The following is a 20,626-nucleotide window of genomic DNA, read 5'->3' as shown; positions in this document are numbered from 1 at the left end:
CACCAATTCATAAAAAGTCAGGCTTGACTGTTTGTTGATGAGGGCCCAGGATGAGGCCCGTGAGCCAGACCACCACGCCGTCGGGGACCCGTGTCCCGCAGGAGGAGCGCACCCGCGTGATGCGGGCCCGTCTGCTCGAGGCGACGGTGGAGTGCATCGTCGAGCACGGGCTGAGCGGCACGTCGACGACGCTCGTCTCCAAGCGGGCGGGCGTCAGCAGGGGAGCGCAGCTGCACCACTTCCCCAGCAAGACCGACCTCGTCATCGCGGCCGTCGAGCACCTCAGTCAGGTGCGCGCGGCCGAGATCGAGGCTGCCGCCGAGGGGCTGCCCACCGGGCCGCGCCGCACCCGCGCGGTGCTGGAGATGCTCGCCGAGCACTTCACCAGCCCGGTCTTCACCGCCGCCCTCGAGCTGTGGGTGGCCGCGCGCACCGACGCGCAGCTGCTCGCCGCGGTCGGACCGCTCGAGCAGCGGGTCGGCCGCGAGATCCACAAGCTGACCGTCGACCTGCTCGGGGTCGACGAGTCCAGGCCCGGGGCCCGCGAGCTCGTCCAGGCGACCCTCGACCTGGTCCGCGGCCTGGGCCTGGCCAACACCATCTCCGACGACGCTCGCCGCCGCCGCCGGATCCTCGACCAGTGGGCGACGACCCTCGACGCCGTCCTGAAGGAGTCCTGATTCGATGAACGACGTACTCAACGCGGTCCTCACCGACCTCGCCGCGGAAGGTGACCGGCTCGAGCAGCTCGTCGCCGGCCTCGACGAGGCCGGCTGGCGGACCCCGACCCCCGCCGCAGGCTGGGACGTGGCGACCCAGGTCGCGCACCTCGCGTGGACCGACGAGGCCGCGCTGGCCGCCGCCACCGACAAGGAGGCGTGGGACAACCTCGTCCTCGCCGCGATCGCCGACCCCACGGGCGTCGTCGACAACGCCGCCCTCGACGGTGGCCGGGTGCCGCCCGAGGAGCTGCTGACCCGCTGGCGCGCAGCCCGCCCGACGCTCGTCGAGGCGCTGCGCAACCTGCCCGAGGGGCAGAAGATGCCGTGGTTCGGCCCGCCGATGTCGGCGACCTCGATGGCCACCGCGCGCTTCATGGAGACATGGGCGCACTCGCTCGACGTCCACGAGGCGCTCGGCGAGACCCCCGAGGTCACCGACCGGGTCCGCCACATCGCGCACCTGGGGGTGCGCACCCGCAACTACTCCTACTCGGTGCACCAGCTGGAGGCACCGGCCGAGGAGTTCCGCGTCGAGCTGAAGGCTCCCTCCGGCGAGCTCTGGTCATGGGGTCCAGAGGACGCCGCGCAGCGGGTCACCGGCTCCGCGCAGGACTTCTGCCTGCTGGTCACCCAGCGCCGCCACCGCGACGACACCGACCTGGTGGCGACCGGTGACGACGCCGCGAAGTGGCTGACGATCGCGCAGTGCTTCGCCGGGCCTCCTGGTGAGGGCCGCGCGGCTGCGGGGGGTGCAGCATGACCGCCCTGCGGGTGGGCAACTGCTCGGGCTTCTACGGCGACCGCCTGTCGGCGATGCGCGAGATGCTCGAGGGCTCGGTCGACGGGCACGGGATCGACGTGCTCACCGGGGACTACCTCGCCGAGCTGACCATGCTGATCCTCGGCAAGGACACCATGCGCGACGCCTCGCTGGGCTATGCGCGGACCTTCGTGCGCCAGCTCGAGGACTCCCTGGGCCTGGCCATCGAGCGCGGCGTCAAGATCGTCGCCAACGCGGGCGGGCTCAACCCCGCCGGCCTGGCCGACAAGGTCCGCGAGGTCGCCTCCGGGCTCGGTCTCGACGTCGCCGTGGCCCATGTCGAGGGTGACGACCTGCGTGGCTCCGACGCGCTGAGCGCCCTCGGCCTGCCCAACGCGCTCACCGCCAACGCCTACCTCGGCGGGCTCGGCATCGCCTCTGCGCTCACCTCCGGCGCCGACATCGTCGTCACCGGCCGCGTCACCGACGCCTCGCTGGTGGTCGGCCCCGCGGTCGCCCACTTCGGCTGGGACCCCACGGCGTACGACGAGCTGGCCGGGGCCGTCCTGGCCGGGCACGTGCTGGAGTGCGGCACGCAGGCCACCGGTGGCAACTTCTCCGGCTTCCTGCAGCTGCCGCGCGACGGCAGGCGCCTGGGCTTCCCGCTCGCCGAGATCGAGGCCGACGGCTCGTTCGTCGTCACCAAGCACGACGACACCGGCGGCATGGTCACGGTCGACACCGTCACCGCGCAGCTGATGTATGAGATCCAGTCGACGCGCTACCTCGGCCCCGACGTCACCACCCACCTCGACTCGATGACCCTGGAGCAGGCCGGCGACGACCGGGTCCGCGTCAGCGGCGTCACCGGCAGCGCGCCCCCGGCGCAGCTCAAGGTGTGCGTCAACGAGCTGGGCGGCTTCCGCAACACCGCGGAGTTCGTCCTGACCGGGCTCGACCTCGGCGCCAAGGCGGAGTGGATCCGCACCCAGGTCGACGGCGCGCTCGCCGCGTCGCCGACCGGCGCGCCCGCCTCCGTGCACTGGAGCGAGCTCGGTCCGCAGCCGGTCGACGCCCCCACCGAGGAGTCCGCGTCGGTGCTGCTGCGCTGCGTGGTCAAGGACGCCGACGCCAAGCCGGTCGGCAAGCCCTTCACCTCGGCCGTCGTCGAGCTCGCGCTGGGGTCCTACCCCGGCTTCACGATGACCGCGCCGCCGTCGGCCCCCGCGCCGTACGGCGTCTACAAGGCGGCGTACGTCGACCGCGACGCCGTCACCCACACGGTCGTCCACGCCGACGGTCGCCGCGAGATCGTCGCCGACCCGCCGGGAGTGGGCGGTCCCCCCGGCGAGGAGACCCTCTCGCCCGACCACCACGGCCTGCGTCCCTCGCCGTTCCCGGCCCCCGTCGACTCGGTCACCCGCCGGGCCCCGCTCGGGGCGTTCGTCCACGCCCGCTCGGGCGACAAGGGCGGCGACGCCAACCTCGGGCTGTGGGTCGCCCACGACGGGTCCGACAAGTACGACGACCGGGTGCGCTGGCTCACCAAGCTGATCACCCCGCGCAAGGTGCGCGAGCTCGTCCCGGAGGCCGAAGGGCTCGACATCGAGGTCTTCGTGCTGCCCAACCTGGGCGGCGTCAACGTGCTCATCCACGGCCTGCTGGGCGAGGGGGTGGCCTCGTCGACCCGCTTCGACCCGCAGGCCAAGGGGCTCGGCGAGTGGGTCCGTTCACGTCACGTCGCTGTCGAAGGAGCACTGCTGTGACCACCGCTGTCGAAGAGGTCTCCACGGCCGAGGATCGGGCCGCCCTGAAGGCGGCCGCCGCGGAGTTCACCCGCCGCGAGATCGCCCCGCACATGCAGGAGTGGGAGGACGCCGGCGCGATCCCCCGCGAGCTGCACAAGAAAGCGGCCGCGGCCGGCCTGATGGGGATCAGCGTCCCCGAGTCGGCCGGGGGGTCAGGTGGTGGTCTGCTCGACACCATCGCCATGCAGGAGGGGATGTTCTCCGAGGGCGCCACCAGCGGCCTGATGTCGGCGCTGTTCACCCACGGCATCGCCGTGCCGCACATCGTCGCGCACGGCTCGACCGAGCTGATCGACACCTACGTCCGCCCCACGGTGGCCGGGGAGATGATCGGCTCGCTCGGCATCACCGAGCCCGGTGGCGGCTCCGACGTCGGCAACATCCGCACCACCGCGGTCCGCGACGGGGACGAGTGGGTCATCAACGGCTCCAAGACCTTCATCACCTCGGGCACCCGCGCCGACTTCGTGACCACCGCCTGCCGCACGGGCGGTCCCGGGGGCGGCGGCATCTCGCTGATCGTCGTGCCGACGTCCACGCCGGGCTTCACGGTCGACCGCAAGCTGGCCAAGATGGGGTGGCACAGCTCGGACACCGCGGAGCTCAGCTATGTCGACGTGCGGGTGCCGGTGACCAACCTGGTCGGCGACGAGAACGCCGGCTTCTGGTACATCGCCGAGCAGTTCGTCGTCGAGCGGATGGCCCTGGCCATCCACGGCTACGCGATCGCGGAGCGCTCGCTGGCGCTCACGGCCGACTACTGCCGCCAGCGGTCCACCTTCGGTGAGCCGCTGATCAAGCGCCAGGTCGTGCGCCACAAGCTCGTCGAGATGCGTCGCCAGGTGGAGGCCGCCAAGGCGTTCACCCACGCCGTCGCGCAGCAGTACGTCGACGCCGGCGGCGTCAACGAGTCCGTCATCGCCCAGGCCTGCCTGGCGAAGGAGACCGCCTGCAACGCCGCGACGTACGTCTGCGACCAGGCAGTCCAGCTCCACGGCGGGACCGGCTACATGCACGGCACCGAGGTCGAGCGGCACTACCGCGACGCCCGGCTCCTGCCCATCGGTGGCGGAGCCACCGAAGTACTCACTGACCTTGCCGCCAAGCTGTTGGGATACGCGAAATGACTGACACGATCATCGAAGGCGCCGAGCAGGCGCAGCCGGAGCCCGCTGATGAGCTCAGCGTGGAGGAGCAGCGCCGCGCCAGCCTGCTGGCCAAGCTGACCGACCTCGACGCCGAGCACGCCAAGGCCGTCGCCGGTGGCGGTGAGAAGTACATCGAGCGCCACCACAAGCGCGGCAAGCTGCTGCCTCGTGAGCGCATCGAGCTGCTGATCGACGAGGGCTCGGCCTTCCTCGAGCTGAGCCCGCTGGCCGGCTGGGGCTCCGACTTCACCGTCGGCGCCTCCACCGTCTGCGGCATCGGCGTCATCGAGGGCGTCGAGTGCATGATCTCGGCCAACGACCCCACCGTGAAGGGTGGCGCGTCGAACCCGTGGACGCTGAAGAAGACCTTCCGCGCCGCGCAGATCGCCGAGGAGAACAACCTCCCGCAGATCTCCCTGGTCGAGTCGGCCGGCGCCGACCTGCCGACCCAGAAGGAGATCTTCATCCCGGGCGGCAAGATCTTCCGCGACCTCGCCCGTGCGTCGGGCCGTCGCCAGCCGACGATCGCGCTGGTCTTCGGCAACTCGACCGCTGGGGGCGCCTACGTGCCCGGCCTGTCCGACTACACGGTGATGGTCAAGGAGCAGGCGAAGGTGTTCCTCGCCGGCCCGCCCCTGGTCAAGATGGCCACCGGTGAGGAGACCGACGACGAGGAGCTGGGTGGCGCCGAGATGCACGCCCGCATCTCGGGTCTGGCCGACTACCTGGCCGAGGACGAGCGCGACGCGATCCGCATCGGTCGCCGCATCGTCGCTCGTCTCAACTGGCGCAAGGCGCGTCCCGAGGGGGAGCGCACCTACGCGGAGCCGGCGTACGACCCCGAGTCCCTGCTCGACCTGATCCCGACCGACCTCAAGGAGCCCTTCGACCCGCGCGACGTGATCGTGCGCATCGTCGACGGCGTCTCGGCCGGCAACGAAATGCCCTTCGACGAGTTCAAGCCCTTGTACGGCTCGTCGCTGGTCACCGGCTGGGCCAAGCTGCACGGCCGCCCGATCGGCATCCTCGCCAACGCCCAGGGCGTGCTCTTCAGCGAGGAGGCCCAGAAGGCGACGCAGTTCATCCAGCTGGCCAACGCCAAGGACACCCCGCTGCTCTTCCTGCACAACACCACCGGCTACATGGTCGGCAAGGAGTACGAGCAGGGCGGCATCATCAAGCACGGCGCGGCGATGATCAACGCGGTCTCCAACTCGACCGTCCCGCACATCTCCGTGCTGATCGGCTCGTCCTACGGAGCCGGCAACTACGGCATGAACGGGCGGGCCTACGACCCGCGCTTCCTCTTCACCTGGCCCAACGCCAAGTCGGCCGTGATGGGCCCGGCGCAGCTGGCCGGCGTCCTCTCGATCGTCTCGCGCGCCGCCGCCGAGGCCAAGGGCAAGGAGTACGACGAGGAGGGCGACGCCGGGATGCGCGCCTTCGTCGAGAACATGGTCGAGGAGCAGTCGCTGCCCTACGTCCTGAGCGGGATGCTCTACGACGACGGCGTCATCGACCCGCGCGACACCCGGACGATCCTCGGGATCGCCTTCTCAGCCATCGACACGGTGCCCACCGAGGGCACCGACCGCTTCGGCGTCTTCAGGATGTGAGTGACAGATGACCATCAACAGAATCCTCGTCGCGAACCGAGGCGAAATCGCCCGTCGTGTCTTCGCCACCGCCCGCCGTCTCGGCATCGAGACCGTGGCCGTCTACTCCGACGCCGACGCCCTGCTGCCCTTCGTGGCAGAGGCCGACGCCGCCGTACGCCTTCCGGGAAACACCCCGGCCGAGACCTACCTGCGCGCCGACCTCGTCATCGAGGCCGCCCGCAAGTCGGGTGCCGACGCGGTCCACCCCGGCTACGGCTTCCTCTCCGAGAACGCCGACTTCGCCCGCGCCGTCACCGAGGCCGGCCTGGTCTGGATCGGTCCGGACCCGTCCTCGATCGTCTCGATGGGCTCCAAGATCGAGTCCAAGAAGCTGATGGAGGCCGCCGGCGTGCCGGTCCTGGCCGACCTCGGCGAGACCGCGACCGAGGCCGACCTGCCGCTGCTGGTCAAGGCCAGCGCCGGTGGTGGTGGCCGCGGCATGCGGATCGTCCGGGCCCTCGCCGACCTGCCCAGCGAGGTCGAGAAGGCGTCGGCCGAGGCCGCCTCGGCGTTCGGCGACGGCACCGTCTTCGTCGAGCCGTACGTCGAGCACGGCCGCCACGTCGAGGTCCAGGTCGTCGGTGACTCCCACGGCACCGTGGCCGTCTACGGCGAGCGCGACTGCTCGATCCAGCGCCGCCACCAGAAGGTCGTCGAGGAGGCCCCGGCCCCCGGGCTCTCCGACGAGACCCGCGCCGCCCTGCACGAGGCGGCCCGCAGCGCCGCCTCGGCGATCGACTACGTCGGCGCCGGCACGGTCGAGTTCCTGGTCGACGCGAACCACCCGAGCCGCTTCTGGTTCCTGGAGATGAACACCCGTCTCCAGGTGGAGCACCCGGTCACCGAGGCGATCTTCGGGGTCGACCTGGTCGAGGCCCAGATCGCGGTGGCCGAGGGCCACCCGGTCACGCCGTACCTGCCCGGGGAGCCGAAGGGTCACGCCGTCGAGGTGCGTCTCTATGCCGAGGACCCGGCCAACGACTGGCAGCCGCAGTCCGGGACGCTGACCTCCTTCGAGGTGCCTGGCGTGAGAGCCGAGTTCGAGAACCCGACCGGCGCTGCGTCCGGTCAGGGCGGGATCCGCCTCGACACCGGCTTCGTCGCCGGCTCCGAGGTCGGCACCCACTACGACGCCATGCTGGCGAAGGTGATCGTCTGGGCGCCCACGCGTGAGCAGGCCCTGCGCCAGCTCTCCGGCGCCCTGGCCAAGTCGAAGGTCCACGGCCTCACCACCAACCGCGACCTGCTGGTCGAGGTGCTGCGTCACCCGACGTTCGTCGCCGGCGACGTCTCCACCGACTTCTTCGAGACCCAGGAGCTCGCCACCCGCAGCGCCGGTGTCGACGAGACCGCGGTGGCCCGCTCCGCGTTCGCCGCCGCGGTCGCGCTGGCCGAGACGGCGCGCGAGGCGCGCACGGTCCAGCGGGGCATCCCGGTCGCCTGGCGCAACGTGCTCTCCGCGCCCCAGGTCACCGAGTTCGTGCTCGACGGCGCTGACGAACCGATCCGGGTCGAGTGGTTCGGCGGGCGCGACGGCTACACCGGCGCCAACAGCGATGCCGGCGTCACCGTGCTCGCCGCCTCGCCGTCGAGCGTGACCCTGGAGCACGACGGCGTCGCCACGACGTACTCCGTCGTCGTGGACGCGAGCGGCTCGCTCACGGCTCCCGTCGTACACGTCGACTCGACGCTCGGCTACGTGAGGCTCAACCGGGTGCCGCGCTTCGTGGACCCGTCCGAGCAGGTCGCGACCGGGTCGCTGCTCGCGCCGATGCCCGGCAGCGTCCTCAGCGTCTCCGTCGAGGTCGGCCAGCAGGTCACCGCCGGCCAGACCATCCTCGTGATGGAGGCCATGAAGATGCAGCACACCGTGAGCGCGCCGACCGACGGCGTCGTCTCCGAGATCAACGTCAAGACCGGGTCGCAGGTGGGTGCCGGTGACGTCCTGGCAGTCGTCGACGGCGACGACGCAACCGAAGGAGCCCCCGCATGAGCAGCACAGGCATGAGCGACAACGCTTTCACCGAGTCCGAGGAGCGGCGCGAGCTGCGCAAGGCGGTCTTCGCCCTCGCCTCGAAGTACGGCCACTCCTACGTCGCCGAGAAGGCGAAGACCGGTGGCAAGGTCACCGAGCTGTGGGAGGACATGGGCAAGCACGGCTTCCTCGGCGTCAACATCGACGAGGAGTACGGCGGCGGTGGCGGCGGCATCGGCGACCTCGCCGCGGTCCTCGAGGAGGCTGCCGCAGCGGGCGCCCCGATGCTGATGATGGTCGTCTCGCAGGCCATCTGCGGCTCGGTCATCGGCCGCTTCGGCACCGACGCGCAGAAGAAGAGGTGGCTGCCCGGCATCGCCGACGGCTCCTACACGATGGCGTTCGCGATCACCGAGGCCGACGCCGGCTCCAACTCCCACAACATCACCACCACCGCCAAGCGCGACGGTGACGAGTGGGTGCTCAAGGGCTCCAAGACCTACATCTCCGGTGTCGACGAGGCCCAGGGCATCCTGGTCGTCGGTCGCCTGGCCGACGAGAAGACCGGCAACCTCAAGCCGTGCCTCTTCGTCGTCCCGACCGACGTCGCCGGGCTGGAGAAGCAGGTCATCGACATGACCTTCGACGCCCCGGAGAAGCAGTTCACGCTCTTCTTCGACGACGTCCGGCTGCCCGCCGACGCGCTCGTCGGCGACGAGGACGCCGGTCTGCTCCAGCTCTTCGCCGGGCTCAACCCCGAGCGCATCATGGGTGCGGCCTACTCCAACGGCATGTCGCGCTTCGCGCTCAACGCGGCCGTCGAGTACGCCAAGACCCGCTCGGTGTGGCGGGACCGTCCCATCGGCAGCCACCAGGGCATCGCGCACCCGCTGGCCAAGATCAAGATCGAGCTCGAGCAGTCCAAGCTGCTGCAGCAGAAGGCGGCGGCGCTCTACGACGCCGGCGACGACATGGGTGCCGGCGAGTTCGCGAACATGGCGAAGTACGCCGCCGGCGAGGTGGCCTGCAACTCCACCGACGTCGCGGTCCACACCCACGGCGGCTCGGGCCTGACCACCGAGCTGGGCCTGGCCAACATGCTGGTCGCCGCCCGCCTCGGCCGGATCGCCCCGGTCAGCCGCGAGATGATCCTGAACTTCGTGGCCATGCACTCGCTGGGCCTGCCGAAGTCCTACTGAGCGACGCCGCGCCGCGCCGTACCGCCCACCCCCCCCGCCCGCCCCGCCCGCTTGTAACGCGGGGTTATCGGGTCCACCACAGCGAAATAGCGCTGAGGTAGATCAGATAACCCCGCGTTACAGCTGGGTGGGGGTACGGCGCGGCGCGGCGCGGCGGGCGGTCAGGGGCGGAGGCGGGCGGCGAGGCGGGCGAGCGTCGCCCCGCTGAGGCCCAGGCCCTCGGCCAGGTAGCCGTCGAGGCCGCCGTACGACGCGTCCGCCTGCGCGCGGGCCACGTCGAGGTAGTCGGGGCTCACCGTGAGCACCGGCTCGAAGACGGCTGCGCGCTCAGGACCCCAGGACTCGGTGATCATCGCGAGGTAGCGCTCGCGGCTGCTGCGCGCGTAGTCGTCGGTGAGCAGGTAGTCGGCCATCACCTGCTCCTCGTCGACCCCGGCGACGTGGAGGACGAGCGCGCTGGCCCAGCCGGTGCGGTCCTTGCCGGCGGAGCAGTGGAACAGCTGGGGGGCCGGCTGGTCGGCGAGGTCGGTCAGCAGCCGGCCGAACCCCTCCCGTGCACCAGGGTCGGTCACGAACCCGCGATAGACGCGCGCCATCAGCGCCAGGCTCTCGCCGCGGTCGCCGAGCCCGGTCACCTCGGCCATCGGGATGCCCAGCACGTCGAGGTTCTGCCAGCGCACGCCGGCGATCTCCGGGTCGGGGTGCTCGGCGATCTCGTGCGGGCTGCGCAGGTCGTGGACGATGCTCAGGCCGAGCCCGGACACGGCGGCTGCGTCCTCGTCGGTCAGCCGCAGCTCGTTGGAGCGGTAGAAGACCCCACGACGGACCCGCCCGCCGTCCGGCAGGCGCCAGCCCTCACCCGGCCCGGCGACGTCGCGGAAGTTGTCGGCCGAGGCGAGGCGGAGCAGCTCGCGCGACTCGTCGGGGCGCGGCGTTGAGAGAGACACGATCGCACTGTAGCGAGGGGTGGTCGCCTCCGAGCTAGATCAGCGGCACGAACCGGTAGTGCCCGTGCTCGCTCACCGTGACCTCGTCCTCCTGCCGCCGCACGCACCGCATCGTCCCGGCCACGGGGATCACCATCCGTCCCCCGTCGCCCAGCTGCTCGACGAGGGCGGCGGGCAGCTGAGCGGGCTCGGCGGACACCAGGATCCGGTCGTACGGCGCGGCGCCCGGCCACCCCAGCACGCCGGGCTCGGCCGGTCGAATGCTCGCCCACGGCACCCCTGCGCGCGTCACGTTGTCGGCGCCGAAGGCCGCGATCTCGGGCACCAGCTCGACCCCGAGCACCTCGCCGGTGGGGCCGACGAGACGGGCCAGCAGCACGGTCGTCCAGCCGGACCCGGCCCCGACGTCGAGGACGCGCTGGCCCGGGCGCACGTCGAGCAGCCGCAGCATCGCCTCGACGGTGCGCGGCTGCGAGTTGGTCTGCCCGTGCCCGATCGCCAGCGGCCCGTCGTACGACGCGCGCCGGCGCTCGCGCGGGGGCAGGAAACCCTCGCGCGGCGTCGCCTCGAACGCAGCACGCACGGCGTCGGCACCAGCGGAGCCCATGGCTCCACTGAAGTCCGACACCGTGCGGTGCGTCAAGCAGGCCCGGGCCCCGACCCGGGCCGGTCTCAGGCCCCCCTTAAGCGCTGTCGAACTCGAACAGCGCGATCGGAGCGGTGGTCGGCTCCGTGGACCCGCCCTCCGGCTCGACGGTGATCCCCGCTCCGACGGCCTTGGCCGCGTCGCCCTCGAGCAGCACGGTCTGGTCCTCCTTGATGGGCATCACGGCGGCGGAGACCATGCCGTCGTCGGGCATGTTGAGCCAGACCTGGTAGACCTTCCCCTCCGGGGGAGGCGGCATCTTCTCGGTGATGATCACCGACTTGGCCAGCTCGTCGGAGTGGACGACGGTCGCTCGCGCGCCACCGTCGAACTCCAGCGAGACCCGCTCGGCGTCGGGAGCGGCCATCACGAGCTGGGCCGGACTCTGCCCGGGACCGCCGTCGTCCCACGGCTGCCAGACGGCGCCCACGCCCACGGCGGCCACGACGGCTGCCGCGGCGGCCAGCAGCGCGAACCCGCGTCGGCGACGAGGGGCGAGCGGGGTGACGGTGGCACCGGGGTGCTCGGTGGTGGCGGGCACCCCGGGAGTCGTGTCGTGCTGCTCCTCCAGCGGAGGCAGCGGACGCACGGTCGCAATGTCGGCGAGCACGCGGTCACGCAGGCCGGGTGGAGGGGCGATCGAGACGGCGTCGGCGAGGACGGCAGCGCCCTCGGAGAGGCTGGCGACCTCCGACTGGCAGTCGGCGCACCCCGCGAGGTGCTCCTCGAAGTCGGCACGCTCGACGTCGTCGAGTGCATCGACGACGTAGGCGCCGGCGAGGAAGTGGATTGACTCGGTCATTGCCCCACTCCCATCGTGTCGCGCAGCCGGATCAGTCCGTCCCGGATGCGGGTCTTGGCCGTGCCGACCGGTAGGTCGAGCATCGAGGCCACCTCCGTATGTGTATATCCCCCGAGATAGGCGAGCTCCACCGCCTGGCGCTGGACCGCGGTCAGGGCGGCCAGCGCGTTGCGGACCCGCTTGGCCTCGAGGGAGGCCTGGGCGGCCTCCGCCGTGGTGTCGTGCGGGACCGGTTGGTTGTGCTGGTGGTACGACGTGTCGCGGCGCGTGGACGCCTCGGCCGAGCGGACCCGGTCGACCGCCTTGCGGTGGACCAGCGTCATCAGCCAGGCGTTGGCGCTCCCCTTGGCGGGGTCGAAGCGCCCGGCGTGTCGCCACGCCTCCAAGAACGCCTCCTGCGTCACCTCCTCGGCCTGGGCCGGGTCGCGGACGACGCGGACCGCGAGCCCGTAGGCACGCGGCGCGGTGGCGTCGTACAGCGCGGCGAAGGCCTGCTCGTCACCCCTTCCGGCGCGCTTGAGCAGGTCGGTCAGGTCCGGGGGGCTGGCGCCCCCCGGCGCCGGCCCGTGAGGGGCGGCGCCGGGGGCGGCAGGGCGGGAGGAGTCCACGACTGGATCTTTCCGTGTGGTTCAGCGTTCAAACAGTGACGGTGTGGACTCAGGGCATGAGCACGGTGTCGACGACGTAGACCGTCGCGTTGGCCGTGGGCACGTTGCCGCAGAGGACCGACGACATCTCGTCGCCGACGGTGAACATCTCCTCGGAGCCCTCGACGGTGATCATGTCGCCGTTCAGGGTCTCGTGCTCACCGGCGATCTCGTCCGGGCCGAGCTGGCCGGCGACCACGTGGTGGGTCAGGATCTGGGTCAGCGTCTCCTTGTCCGCGAGCACGGCCTCGAGGTCCTTGGCCGGGATCTTGGCGAACGCGTCGTTCGTGGGCGCGAAGACCGTGAGGGCCTCGGCGGAGTTCAGCGTGTCGACCAGGCCGGCCTCGCCGACGGCGGTAACCAGGGTCTCGAGCAGCGGGTTGGCCGACGCGGCGGTGGCGACAGGCTCGGTGGCCATGCCGTCGAAGGAGCCGGCGCCGGTCTTCGGGACCGCGGAGCACGCCTCGCCGAAGGTCTGCGCCATGGCGCCCTCCTCCATCGCGGGCTCGGAGGACTCCTCCATGGGCGACTCCTCCATGGTCTCCGAGGAGGTGTCGCTGGAGGCGCTCGACGTGGTGTCCTCGTCGTCGCCGCCACAGGCCGCGAGGCCGAGCGAGAGGGTGAGTGCGAGGGTGGCGAGTCCGCCGGTGCGGGTGACGGTGTTGAGCTTCATCTCGGTGCCTTCCGTTGGTGGAGCCCCTGCCGGGCTTGCCTACATGGGTCATTCGCCGCAGGTCGGAGGGCGGATTGGTGCGGAGCCGAGAAATCTCGAGAAGTCGTGCGGAAACACCGCCGGCCCGCGACGTCGTACGTCGCGGGCCGGGCGGGTGGAGCGGTGAGCAGCGGGCGATCAGCCCTGGAGCGTGCGCCCCTGGGCGTCGGTGGTGAAGCCCTCCTTGCCGATCAGGTAGAGGATGCCCTCGACGAAGCCCCAGAGGGAGCCGACGCCGCAGGTCACCAGCGTGACACCGATCTGGATGGCGCCCTTCTTGGAGTTGCCGAGGTAGAACTGGTGGACACCGAAGCCACCGAGCAGGATGCCGAGGATGCCCGCGACGACCTTGCTCTTGTCGGACAGGCCGCCGGCCGGGGGGCCGGCGGGGCTGGGCGGGAAGGGCTGGGACATGGAAGCTCCTGGGAGTACGTGGCACAGCCGGGCGGCTGGTCGCAGCGAGGCTAGTGGGTCGTCACCGCACGTGCGGTGAATCAGGTCACCTGATCTAGACGGGTGCACACGCGCGATCAGGCGTCTCGTCGCGAAGCTGGCCGCTAGGTTGGTGGATGTGGGAGTCAACGAGACCGTCATCGATGCGGCGGTCATCAGTGCGATGGGCCTGACCAAGCACTACCCGGGCGTGACCGCCCTCGACCATCTCGACGTACGGGTGGGCTCCGGCGTCACCGGGCTCGTCGGTGCCAACGGCGCGGGCAAGTCGACGCTGATCAAGATCCTGCTGGGGCTGATCCCCGCCAGTGACGGGAGCGCGCACGTGCTCGGCCACGACGTGGCGACCCAGGGTGCGGAGATCCGGGCGCTGGTCGGCTACATGCCCGAGCACGACTGCCTGCCGGCCGACGTCTCCGCCAGCGACCTCGTGGTCCACATGGGACAGATGTCCGGCCTGCCCTATCCCGCCGCCCGCGAGCGCGCCTCCGACGTGCTGCGCCACGTGGGCCTCGCCGAGGAGCGCTACCGCCCGATCGGCGGCTACTCCACCGGCATGAAGCAGCGCGTCAAGCTCGCCCAGGCCCTGGTCCACGACCCCCGCCTGGTGCTGCTCGACGAGCCCACCAACGGGCTCGACCCCTCCTCGCGCGACGACATGCTCGCGCTGGTGCGCCGGATCGGCACCGAGTTCGGCATTGCGGTGCTGGTCACCTCCCACCTGCTCGGCGAGCTCGAGCGGATCAGCGACCACGTCGTCGTCCTCGACGGCGGCCGGCTGCTGCGCTCCTCGGCGACCACCGACTTCCTGCACGCGACCGGCAACCTGCTCGTCGAGGTGCAGGGCCGACCCGACGCCGACCGGCTGCTCGGACAGGCGCTGGTGGAGGCAGGGCTGCGGGCCTGGCCGGCGGACGGCCGGATGATCGAGGTCGAGGTGGTCGACGAGACCACCCCCGACGTGGTGCGCGACCTCACCGTCGACCTCGGGCTCGGACTGGTCCGGATGCAGGAGCGCCACCACCGCATCGAGGACGTCTTCCGCAACGGAGGTGCCGGCAGTGTCCAGCCCGTCTGACTCCACGTCCGAGACGACCTCCGCCGCTCCCTCCGGCGCGGTCATCCACGACATCGGCTACCGCCCGTACGGCGGGCCGCGGCTCGGCGAGGGCGCGATCGCGTGGGCGTTCTTCGTCACCGGCCTGCGCAACTGCTTCGGGCTGGGCCGCTCGGGCCGCTCCAAGATCCTGCCGCTTGGCCTGCTCGCGCTGATGCTGCTGCCGGCGCTGATCCTGGTGGGTGTGCTGGTGCAGGCCGGCCAGCTCCTCGGCCTCGACGAGCACATCGTGCCGTTCTCGGTCTATCCGACCACCACGCAGCTGCTGATCTCGGTCTTCGTCGCCGCCCAGGCCCCGGCGCTGATCTCGCGCGACCTGCGCTTCCGCACGATCACGCTCTACCTCGCCCGCCCCGGCCGGCGCGCGACGTACGTCCTGGTCCGGCTGGCCTCGCTGGTGGCCGCGACCTTCCTGCTGATCGCGGCACCGATCCTGCTGATGTACGTCGGGGGGCTGCTCGCAGACCTGCCGTTCCGACGGGAGACCGGCGACTTCCTGGCCGCGATGCTCGGCACGCTGCTCCTCGCCGCGACCCTGTCCGGGCTGGCCGCGCTGGTGTCGGCGCTGACCATCCGCCGCGGGCTCGCGGTCGCCTCGGTGATCGTGGTGCTGCTGGTCAGCTACACCGTGGTGACGACGATCCAGGGCATCGCCTGGGAGACCGACAACCTCCGCGTCGGGGAGGTGGCCGGCGTCTTCTCGCCGTACACGCTCGTCGACGGGGTGCAGGTGTTCCTCTTCGACTCGACCAGCGCCACGCCGACGCCGCCGGAGGGCGCGGCGATGGGCGCGTTCTACCTCGCGGCCGCGCTGACGATGGTGCTCGGCGCGGTCGCCCTGCTGTTGCTGCGCTATCGGAAGGTGAGCGGATGAGCACGCTGCGGCTCGACCACGTGTCGCGGTGGTATCGCAACGTCGTCGCCGTCAACGACGTGTCGATGACGATCGGTCCCGGCGTGACGGGGCTGCTCGGCCCCAACGGCGCCGGCAAGTCGACGCTGATCGCGCTGATGTCGGGGTTCCTGGCGCCCTCCGCAGGCACGGTGACCCTCGACGGCGAGCCGCTGTGGCGCAACCAGGACGTCTATCGCAAGCTCGGGCTGGTGCCCGAGCGCGAGGCGCTGTTCGACTACCTCACCGGTCGCCAGTTCGTGGTGGCCAACGCGGAGCTGCACGGGCTGGCCGACCCGGGCGCCGCCGCCCAGCGGGCGCTCGCGCTGATCGAGATGACCGACGCGCAGGACCGCACGATCTCGACGTACTCCAAGGGCATGCGGCAGCGGGTCAAGATGGCCTCCGCGCTTGTCCACGACCCGGCCGTGCTGCTGCTCGACGAGCCCTTCAACGGCATGGACCCGCGCCAGCGGATGCACCTGATGGAGCTGCTGCGCAGCATGGGCGCGCAGGGCCGCACGGTGCTCTTCAGCTCGCACATCCTCGAGGAGGTCGAGCAGGTGGCCCGCCAGATCGAGGTCGTCGTCGCGGGTCGCCACGCCGCCTCCGGCGACTTCGGCGCGATCCGCCGGCTGATGACCGACCGGCCCAACCGCTTCGTGCTGCGCACCTCCGACGACCGGCGGATGGCCTCGGTGCTGCTCGCCGACGCCTCGGTCCGCGGGGCCCGGCTGCGCGGTGAGGGCGGCATCGAGGTCGAGGCCTCGGACTTCGGCCGGTTCAGCGAGGTGCTGCCGCGGCTGGCCCGCGAGCACGGGCTGCGGCTGCTCGAGGTGACGCCGACCGACGAGTCGCTCGAGAGCGTCTTCGCCTACCTGGTGTCGGCATGAGCGCGCCCCTCTCGCCGACCATCGTCCGGCTCGGGATGCGCAGCCTCTTCGGACGCCGGCGCGGGGTGCTGATGTTCGTGCTGCCGCTGGTGCTGATCGCGGTCGCCGTGCTCGTGCGCGTGCTGGTCGGTGAGGACCCCGACGCCGCCAGCGGGACGCTCAACGCCCTGGGGCTCGCGGTGATCGTGCCTCTGGTCGCGCTGATCGGCACGACCGGCGTCCTGGCCCCCGAGATCGACGACGGCTCGATCGCCTACCTCCTGGCGAAGCCGATCTCGCGGCACACGATCGTGGCCAGCAAGCTGATCGTGGCAGCCACCAGCGTGCTGCTCTTCGGAGCCCTGCCGATGCTCGTCGCGGGGCTGGTGCTCGGCGAGCCACGCCTCGCGGCCGGCTATGCGCTCGGCTCGCTCGTCGGCGGGCTGGCCTACTGCTCGCTCTTCGCGTGGGCCTCGGTGATGACGCGGCACGCCGTGGTGGCGGGGCTGCTCTACCTGCTGATCTGGGAGGGGCTGCTCGGCGGGCTCCTCGACGGGGTGCGCTGGCTCAGCATCCGGCGCTGGGCGGCGGCGATCACCGGCGAGCTGGCCGACCGGCCCAACCTGGTCGGCGACATGGACCTCGTCTACGCGGCGGTGGCCTGTGCCGTGGTGATCGTGGGCGGCGCCTGGCTCACCGGCAACCGGCTGCGCGGCTTCAACCTCACCGGCGACGAATAGCGCCGAGTCGGGGCAACCATCGGGCAGGGTCGGGTGGTCCTTGCAGGCATGACCACGACCACCGCGACGCTGCAGGGGGACAGGATGGCCGAGGTGGCCTTCGACGACTTCGTCGCGGCCCGCTCCGCCAGCCTGCTGCGCACGGCGTACCTCCTCACGCGCGACCACGCCCTCGCCGAGGACCTGCTGCAGACGGCGCTGACCAAGGCGTGGTTCGCCTGGTCGCGCATCGAGGGCCACCCGGAGCCCTACGTGCGCCGGGTGCTCGTCAACACCTACGCCAGCTGGTGGCGCCGCAAGTGGAACGGCGAGCACGCGACCGACGAGCTGCCGGAGCCGTCGTACGACGGGGCGCGGGACGCGACGGACCGGGCGGGCGAGAGCCACGACCTGTGGACCGCGATGGGCAACCTGCCGCGCCGCCAGCGGGCGGTCGTCGTGCTGCGCTACTTCGAGGACCTGACCGAGGCCGAGACGGCGCGGATCCTCGGCTGCTCGGTCGGCACGGTCAAGAGCCAGACGAGCAAGGCCTTCGCCAAGCTGCGGATCGATCCCGCCCTGAGCGATCCCGACCCGACCGATCCAGGGCTGGCCAGCGACGAGACCACCGGAGGTGTGCAGTGATGAGAAGCATCGACGAGCTGCGCGACACGCTCGACGCCCACGCCGGAGACGTCCACGAGACGGGCCCCGACGCGGGTCTCGTCCGGTCGGTGTCGATCCATCAGCGAGTGCGCGTCGTACGACGTCGGCGCCGGGCCGCGGTCGCGGGTGCGGCGGCCGCCGTCCTGGCGGCGGTGGGTGGACTGACGATGCTGCCGGGAGCGGAGCCGGACGTCTCGCCGGCCGGCGGGGAGCGCACAGTGCTGGGCATGGAGGCGCCCGAGACGCTCACGGCGGCGGGTTACACCTACCGCTTCGTCGAGGCCGTCAGCGCGGACTCGGCCCGGAGGGTGTCGGACGAGCTGGCCGTCTCCGACGAGCCCCGGCTGGTCACCTGGGCCACGACCGGAGCGGACGACGTGCAGGTGGAGCAGCCGAACGCCGAGGCATACCGCTCCACGGACGGGGACTTCGAGGACTGGCTCCTGCTCCCGCCCGGCACCGAGGGCGACGTCGTCGCGCGCGCCGTCGAGCCGGGGGTGGCGCTGGCGGTCTACGAGTTGACCGACGACGCCCCGGCTGGGGTCTCGGGCCACGGGGTGACGTTTCGCTCGGAGGTCCCTGGGGTGCGGCTGCTGAACGCCGGTTTCGCGCAGGGGGCTGCGGACGAGCTCTCGTTCGAGTTCGAGTTCGTCGCGCCCGAGGGCGAGGTCCGGATCGCCGGTTTCTGTGCGGGCCTCCCCGACGACGTGATGGTCGACATCGACGTCGGCGAGCTGGGCGGAGCGGAGATCAGCTGCTCGGAGGAGATCGTCTCCGACCCGGGCCACGGCGGAGGGTGGCTGGTCCACCGGTCGGGCATCGGGGTCGAGCCCGGCGAGCGGACTACGGCACGGATGTCGCTGAGCGACGGCGCCGGTGCTGCGGACGTCGACCGTTCCCAGGTGCTGCTCGGGCTCGGCCTGTACACCGCCGTCGAGGACCCGGTGCGGGTGCTCGGCACGGAGGTCGCCCCGGTGATCGAGGCATACGGCCATGAATGGGTCTACGCGCGGCATCTCGAGGGTCCGGTGGGGGAGCGGCTCGTCGCGCGGCTCGACGGGGAGGGGCCCTTCATCGTGGAGTCCGTCTTCCGGCTGCAGCGCCGCACCGGCCTCGACCTGTTCGTGGACGGCAGGCAGGCCCAGGGCTACCAGTTGGACGACGAGGGGAGCGTCGGCACCACGCTGGTGTCACCGGGGACCGGCCAGGTCGAGCTCGCCTCGGACGCGCAGCCCGGCAGCGGGCGGGTGGCGCTGGTGCTCTACGAGCGGGCAGACTGAGCCGGGGCGGGGCGGTGGGTCAGGAGACGGTGACGACGATCTCCTGAAGACCGCTGGAGCCGTTGGGGAACGGCGCCGCACGCACCGCCGTCTGGACCTCGCCGTCCTCGGTGGTCGCGCGGACCGCGAGGTCGTGGCGACCCTCGGCGGCATCCCACGGCAGGAACCACTGGCGCCAGTAGTCGACGCCGGCGTCGGGGCCCAGCTCGGCCTCCTGCCAGGCGCCGCCGTCGATGCGGACCTCGACCTTGCCGATCCCGCGGTCCTGCGCCCAGGCGATGCCGCCGATGATCTGCTCGCCGGCGTCCAGCGTGGCGAGGGGCCGGGGGGTGTCGATGCGGCTGGCGATCTTGATCGGTCCCTCGATCGCCCACTCGCGCTCGGTCCAGTAGGCCTCCTGCTCGTCGTACGTCGTGAGCGTGAGCCGCTCGAGCCACTTGGTGGCGCCTACGTAGCCGTAGAGGCCGGGCGTGATCAGTCGTGCGGGGAAGCCGTTCTTGCGGGGCAGGACCTCGCCGTTCATGCCGACCACGACCATCGCGTCGCGCCCGTCGGTGGCGACCTCGAGCGGCGTGCTGATCGTGAAGCCGTCCACGGCGGTGGACAGGATCTGGTCGGCCTTCGAGCCGACACCGGCCAGCGCCAGCACGTCGTTCAGGGGCACCCCGAGCCAGCGCGCGGCCCCGACGTAGGTCCCGCCGACCTCGTTGGAGACGCAGGTCATCGTGATGTCGCGCTCGATCATCGGCATCTTGAGCAGGTCGTCGTAGGTGAGCGTCACCTCGCGCTCGACGTCACCGTCGATGGTGAGCTCCCACGAGTCGTGGTCGACGACCGGCACGACCAGGTTGGTGTCGACGCGGTAGAAGTCGTCGATGGGGGTCCGGAACGCCGTGATCTCGGGGTACTGCTCCTCGAGCCCGGTCGGCAGGGCCGCGATCGGCTGCTGCGGCTTCGGGAGCACGATGTCGCCGATGCGCTTGCTGAGGTCGATCACCCACTGGCCGGCGCCGCCCATCACGGCAGCCGCGGTGGCCAGCACGCCGCCGGCGACCAGCACGCCGCGCCGGGTCGCGCCCCGGGAGTCGGGATGCGCCGCCCCGCTGGGCAGGTGTGCCCGTTGCGGGGCGAGCGCGCGGACCAGCCACAGCAGTGCGCCGACGCCGACGAGGGCGGCCGCGACGGAGGGCAGTACGGCGCCCGCCTCGGCCGCCGGGCGGAGCAGGGCCGCGGTGCCGGCCGCGGCGACCAGCAGCAGGAGCAGCCCCGCGCCGAGGGCGAAGCGGCGCCGCGCCAGGACGCCGGCCAGTGCAGCGAGCAGCAGGGTCACGGCGATGACGCTGCCGATCAGCACCGGCTTGTCGGCGTTGCCCATCTCGCGGATCGCCCACTCCTTGACGGGGGTGGGGGTGTTGTCGATGACGGTGGACCCGACCGCGAGCACGGGCGAGGCGGCCGGCTCCGTCAGGGCGGCCACGAGGTGTCCGGCGGCCATGCCCGTGACGGTGGCGAGGACACCGGCGCCGGCGTGGGCCAGGGCGGATGCGGAGGGGCGCTTCATAGGAGTGGTTCGCTGCGGAGGGCCTTTTCGGATGGGTTGACG

General features: G+C 71.7%; 19 protein-coding genes and 1 pseudogene. 13 read left to right on the top strand and 7 right to left on the bottom strand.

The features are described 5' to 3' along the window. The first annotated feature begins 59 nt into the window (after positions 1-59). The 7 genes from ACYU7L_RS03795 to ACYU7L_RS03765 are packed head-to-tail and all read left to right on the top strand — an operon-like array spanning position 60 to position 9,270. Positions 60-680: a TetR/AcrR family transcriptional regulator gene (locus ACYU7L_RS03795; RefSeq protein WP_460793902.1), complete on the top strand. Its 621-nt coding sequence runs from the start codon at positions 60-62 to the stop codon at positions 678-680. Between the two features lie 4 nt (positions 681-684). Then, entirely contained in the window at positions 685-1,482 is a 798-nt protein-coding gene (locus ACYU7L_RS03790; RefSeq protein ID WP_460793901.1) for a TIGR03084 family metal-binding protein, read from the top strand. Next, positions 1,479-3,248 carry an acyclic terpene utilization AtuA family protein gene (locus ACYU7L_RS03785; RefSeq protein ID WP_460793899.1) on the top strand — a complete coding sequence of 590 codons (1,770 nt, stop codon included), beginning with the start codon at positions 1,479-1,481 and terminating at the stop codon, positions 3,246-3,248. Before ACYU7L_RS03790 ends, ACYU7L_RS03785 begins: the two co-directional genes overlap by 4 nt. After that, positions 3,245-4,417, top strand: a complete 1,173-nt coding sequence (locus ACYU7L_RS03780; RefSeq protein ID WP_460793898.1) for an acyl-CoA dehydrogenase family protein — start codon at positions 3,245-3,247, stop codon at positions 4,415-4,417. Before ACYU7L_RS03785 ends, ACYU7L_RS03780 begins: the two co-directional genes overlap by 4 nt. Further along, positions 4,414-6,054 carry an acyl-CoA carboxylase subunit beta gene (locus ACYU7L_RS03775; RefSeq protein ID WP_460793897.1) on the top strand — a complete coding sequence of 547 codons (1,641 nt, stop codon included), beginning with the start codon at positions 4,414-4,416 and terminating at the stop codon, positions 6,052-6,054. Before ACYU7L_RS03780 ends, ACYU7L_RS03775 begins: the two co-directional genes overlap by 4 nt. Before the next feature lie 7 nt (positions 6,055-6,061). Continuing rightward, positions 6,062-8,089 (top strand): acetyl/propionyl/methylcrotonyl-CoA carboxylase subunit alpha, encoded by a 2,028-nt coding sequence (locus ACYU7L_RS03770; protein WP_460793896.1) that lies wholly within the window; start codon positions 6,062-6,064, stop codon positions 8,087-8,089. Next, entirely contained in the window at positions 8,086-9,270 is a 1,185-nt protein-coding gene (locus ACYU7L_RS03765) for an acyl-CoA dehydrogenase family protein (RefSeq protein WP_460793895.1), read from the top strand. Before ACYU7L_RS03770 ends, ACYU7L_RS03765 begins: the two co-directional genes overlap by 4 nt. Positions 9,271-9,431: 161 nt before the next feature. Here ACYU7L_RS03765 and ACYU7L_RS03760 read toward each other — a convergent pair whose 3' ends face one another. The 6 genes from ACYU7L_RS03760 to ACYU7L_RS03735 all read right to left on the bottom strand — a co-directional run bounded on the left by ACYU7L_RS03760 (position 9,432) and on the right by ACYU7L_RS03735 (position 13,438). After that, positions 9,432-10,217 carry a tyrosine-protein phosphatase gene (locus ACYU7L_RS03760; RefSeq protein ID WP_460793894.1) on the bottom strand — a complete coding sequence of 262 codons (786 nt, stop codon included), beginning with the start codon at positions 10,215-10,217 and terminating at the stop codon, positions 9,432-9,434. 34 nt (positions 10,218-10,251) lie between these two features. Beyond that, positions 10,252-10,824 (bottom strand): protein-L-isoaspartate O-methyltransferase family protein, encoded by a 573-nt coding sequence (locus ACYU7L_RS03755; RefSeq protein WP_460793893.1) that lies wholly within the window; start codon positions 10,822-10,824, stop codon positions 10,252-10,254. Positions 10,825-10,900: 76 nt separating this feature from the next. Next, positions 10,901-11,665, bottom strand: a complete 765-nt coding sequence (locus ACYU7L_RS03750; RefSeq protein WP_460793892.1) for an anti-sigma factor — start codon at positions 11,663-11,665, stop codon at positions 10,901-10,903. Next, complete coding sequence (gene sigK, locus ACYU7L_RS03745; protein WP_460793891.1) at positions 11,662-12,273, bottom strand: ECF RNA polymerase sigma factor SigK; 612 nt, start codon at positions 12,271-12,273, stop codon at positions 11,662-11,664. Before sigK ends, ACYU7L_RS03750 begins: the two co-directional genes overlap by 4 nt. A gap of 49 nt (positions 12,274-12,322) precedes the next feature. Beyond that, on the bottom strand, positions 12,323-12,985 hold the full coding sequence (locus tag ACYU7L_RS03740) for a fasciclin domain-containing protein (protein WP_460793889.1): 663 nt from the start codon (positions 12,983-12,985) through the stop codon (positions 12,323-12,325). A 177-nt stretch (positions 12,986-13,162) separates the two neighbouring features. Further along, positions 13,163-13,438, bottom strand: coding sequence for a TM2 domain-containing protein (locus tag ACYU7L_RS03735; protein WP_460793888.1), 276 nt, complete (start codon positions 13,436-13,438; stop codon positions 13,163-13,165). 274 nt (positions 13,439-13,712) lie between these two features. Here ACYU7L_RS03735 and ACYU7L_RS03730 point away from each other — a divergent pair. From ACYU7L_RS03730 to ACYU7L_RS03705, 6 genes and pseudogenes are all read left to right on the top strand, one after another. Then, positions 13,713-14,555 (top strand): annotated as a pseudogene (locus ACYU7L_RS03730) (ABC transporter ATP-binding protein); the annotation flags it as partial. Then, positions 14,539-15,468, top strand: coding sequence for an ABC transporter permease (locus ACYU7L_RS03725; RefSeq protein ID WP_460793886.1), 930 nt, complete (start codon positions 14,539-14,541; stop codon positions 15,466-15,468). The pseudogene ACYU7L_RS03730 and the gene ACYU7L_RS03725, both read left to right, overlap by 17 nt. After that, the gene (locus ACYU7L_RS03720; protein WP_460793885.1) at positions 15,465-16,379 is read left to right on the top strand and encodes an ABC transporter ATP-binding protein; all 915 of its coding nucleotides are present in this window, start codon (positions 15,465-15,467) and stop codon (positions 16,377-16,379) included. Before ACYU7L_RS03725 ends, ACYU7L_RS03720 begins: the two co-directional genes overlap by 4 nt. Next, complete coding sequence (locus ACYU7L_RS03715; RefSeq protein ID WP_460793882.1) at positions 16,376-17,098, top strand: ABC transporter permease; 723 nt, start codon at positions 16,376-16,378, stop codon at positions 17,096-17,098. The genes ACYU7L_RS03720 and ACYU7L_RS03715 overlap by 4 nt, the downstream gene beginning before the upstream one ends. Positions 17,099-17,146: 48 nt before the next feature. Continuing rightward, positions 17,147-17,722 (top strand): SigE family RNA polymerase sigma factor, encoded by a 576-nt coding sequence (locus ACYU7L_RS03710; RefSeq protein ID WP_460793880.1) that lies wholly within the window; start codon positions 17,147-17,149, stop codon positions 17,720-17,722. Next, positions 17,722-19,023 carry a hypothetical protein gene (locus tag ACYU7L_RS03705; RefSeq protein WP_460793878.1) on the top strand — a complete coding sequence of 434 codons (1,302 nt, stop codon included), beginning with the start codon at positions 17,722-17,724 and terminating at the stop codon, positions 19,021-19,023. The genes ACYU7L_RS03710 and ACYU7L_RS03705 overlap by 1 nt, the downstream gene beginning before the upstream one ends. Before the next feature lie 19 nt (positions 19,024-19,042). On the opposite strand, the gene ACYU7L_RS03700 is transcribed toward ACYU7L_RS03705, so the two are convergent. After that, positions 19,043-20,584 carry a molybdopterin-dependent oxidoreductase gene (locus ACYU7L_RS03700; protein WP_460793877.1) on the bottom strand — a complete coding sequence of 514 codons (1,542 nt, stop codon included), beginning with the start codon at positions 20,582-20,584 and terminating at the stop codon, positions 19,043-19,045. Between the last annotated feature and the right edge of the window lie 42 nt (positions 20,585-20,626).

The sequence above is a fragment of the Nocardioides pacificus genome, assembly GCF_054775955.1.
The sequence above is the reverse complement of the archived record's forward strand: the minus strand, read 5'-3'. Positions and strand labels throughout refer to the sequence as shown.

Coding starts and splice junctions, on each gene's coding strand:
- ACYU7L_RS03750 (WP_460793892.1), bottom strand. CDS start 11,665: ATGACCGAGTCAATCCACTTCCTCGCCGGCGCCTACGTCGTCGATGCA.
- ACYU7L_RS03710 (WP_460793880.1), top strand. CDS start 17,147: ATGACCACGACCACCGCGACGCTGCAGGGGGACAGGATGGCCGAGGTG.
- ACYU7L_RS03740 (WP_460793889.1), bottom strand. CDS start 12,985: ATGAAGCTCAACACCGTCACCCGCACCGGCGGACTCGCCACCCTCGCA.
- ACYU7L_RS03775 (WP_460793897.1), top strand. CDS start 4,414: ATGACTGACACGATCATCGAAGGCGCCGAGCAGGCGCAGCCGGAGCCC.
- ACYU7L_RS03785 (WP_460793899.1), top strand. CDS start 1,479: ATGACCGCCCTGCGGGTGGGCAACTGCTCGGGCTTCTACGGCGACCGC.
- ACYU7L_RS03720 (WP_460793885.1), top strand. CDS start 15,465: ATGAGCACGCTGCGGCTCGACCACGTGTCGCGGTGGTATCGCAACGTC.
- ACYU7L_RS03765 (WP_460793895.1), top strand. CDS start 8,086: ATGAGCAGCACAGGCATGAGCGACAACGCTTTCACCGAGTCCGAGGAG.
- ACYU7L_RS03705 (WP_460793878.1), top strand. CDS start 17,722: ATGAGAAGCATCGACGAGCTGCGCGACACGCTCGACGCCCACGCCGGA.
- ACYU7L_RS03715 (WP_460793882.1), top strand. CDS start 16,376: ATGAGCGCGCCCCTCTCGCCGACCATCGTCCGGCTCGGGATGCGCAGC.
- ACYU7L_RS03700 (WP_460793877.1), bottom strand. CDS start 20,584: ATGAAGCGCCCCTCCGCATCCGCCCTGGCCCACGCCGGCGCCGGTGTC.
- ACYU7L_RS03790 (WP_460793901.1), top strand. CDS start 685: ATGAACGACGTACTCAACGCGGTCCTCACCGACCTCGCCGCGGAAGGT.
- ACYU7L_RS03735 (WP_460793888.1), bottom strand. CDS start 13,438: ATGTCCCAGCCCTTCCCGCCCAGCCCCGCCGGCCCCCCGGCCGGCGGC.
- ACYU7L_RS03770 (WP_460793896.1), top strand. CDS start 6,062: ATGACCATCAACAGAATCCTCGTCGCGAACCGAGGCGAAATCGCCCGT.
- ACYU7L_RS03755 (WP_460793893.1), bottom strand. CDS start 10,824: ATGGGCTCCGCTGGTGCCGACGCCGTGCGTGCTGCGTTCGAGGCGACG.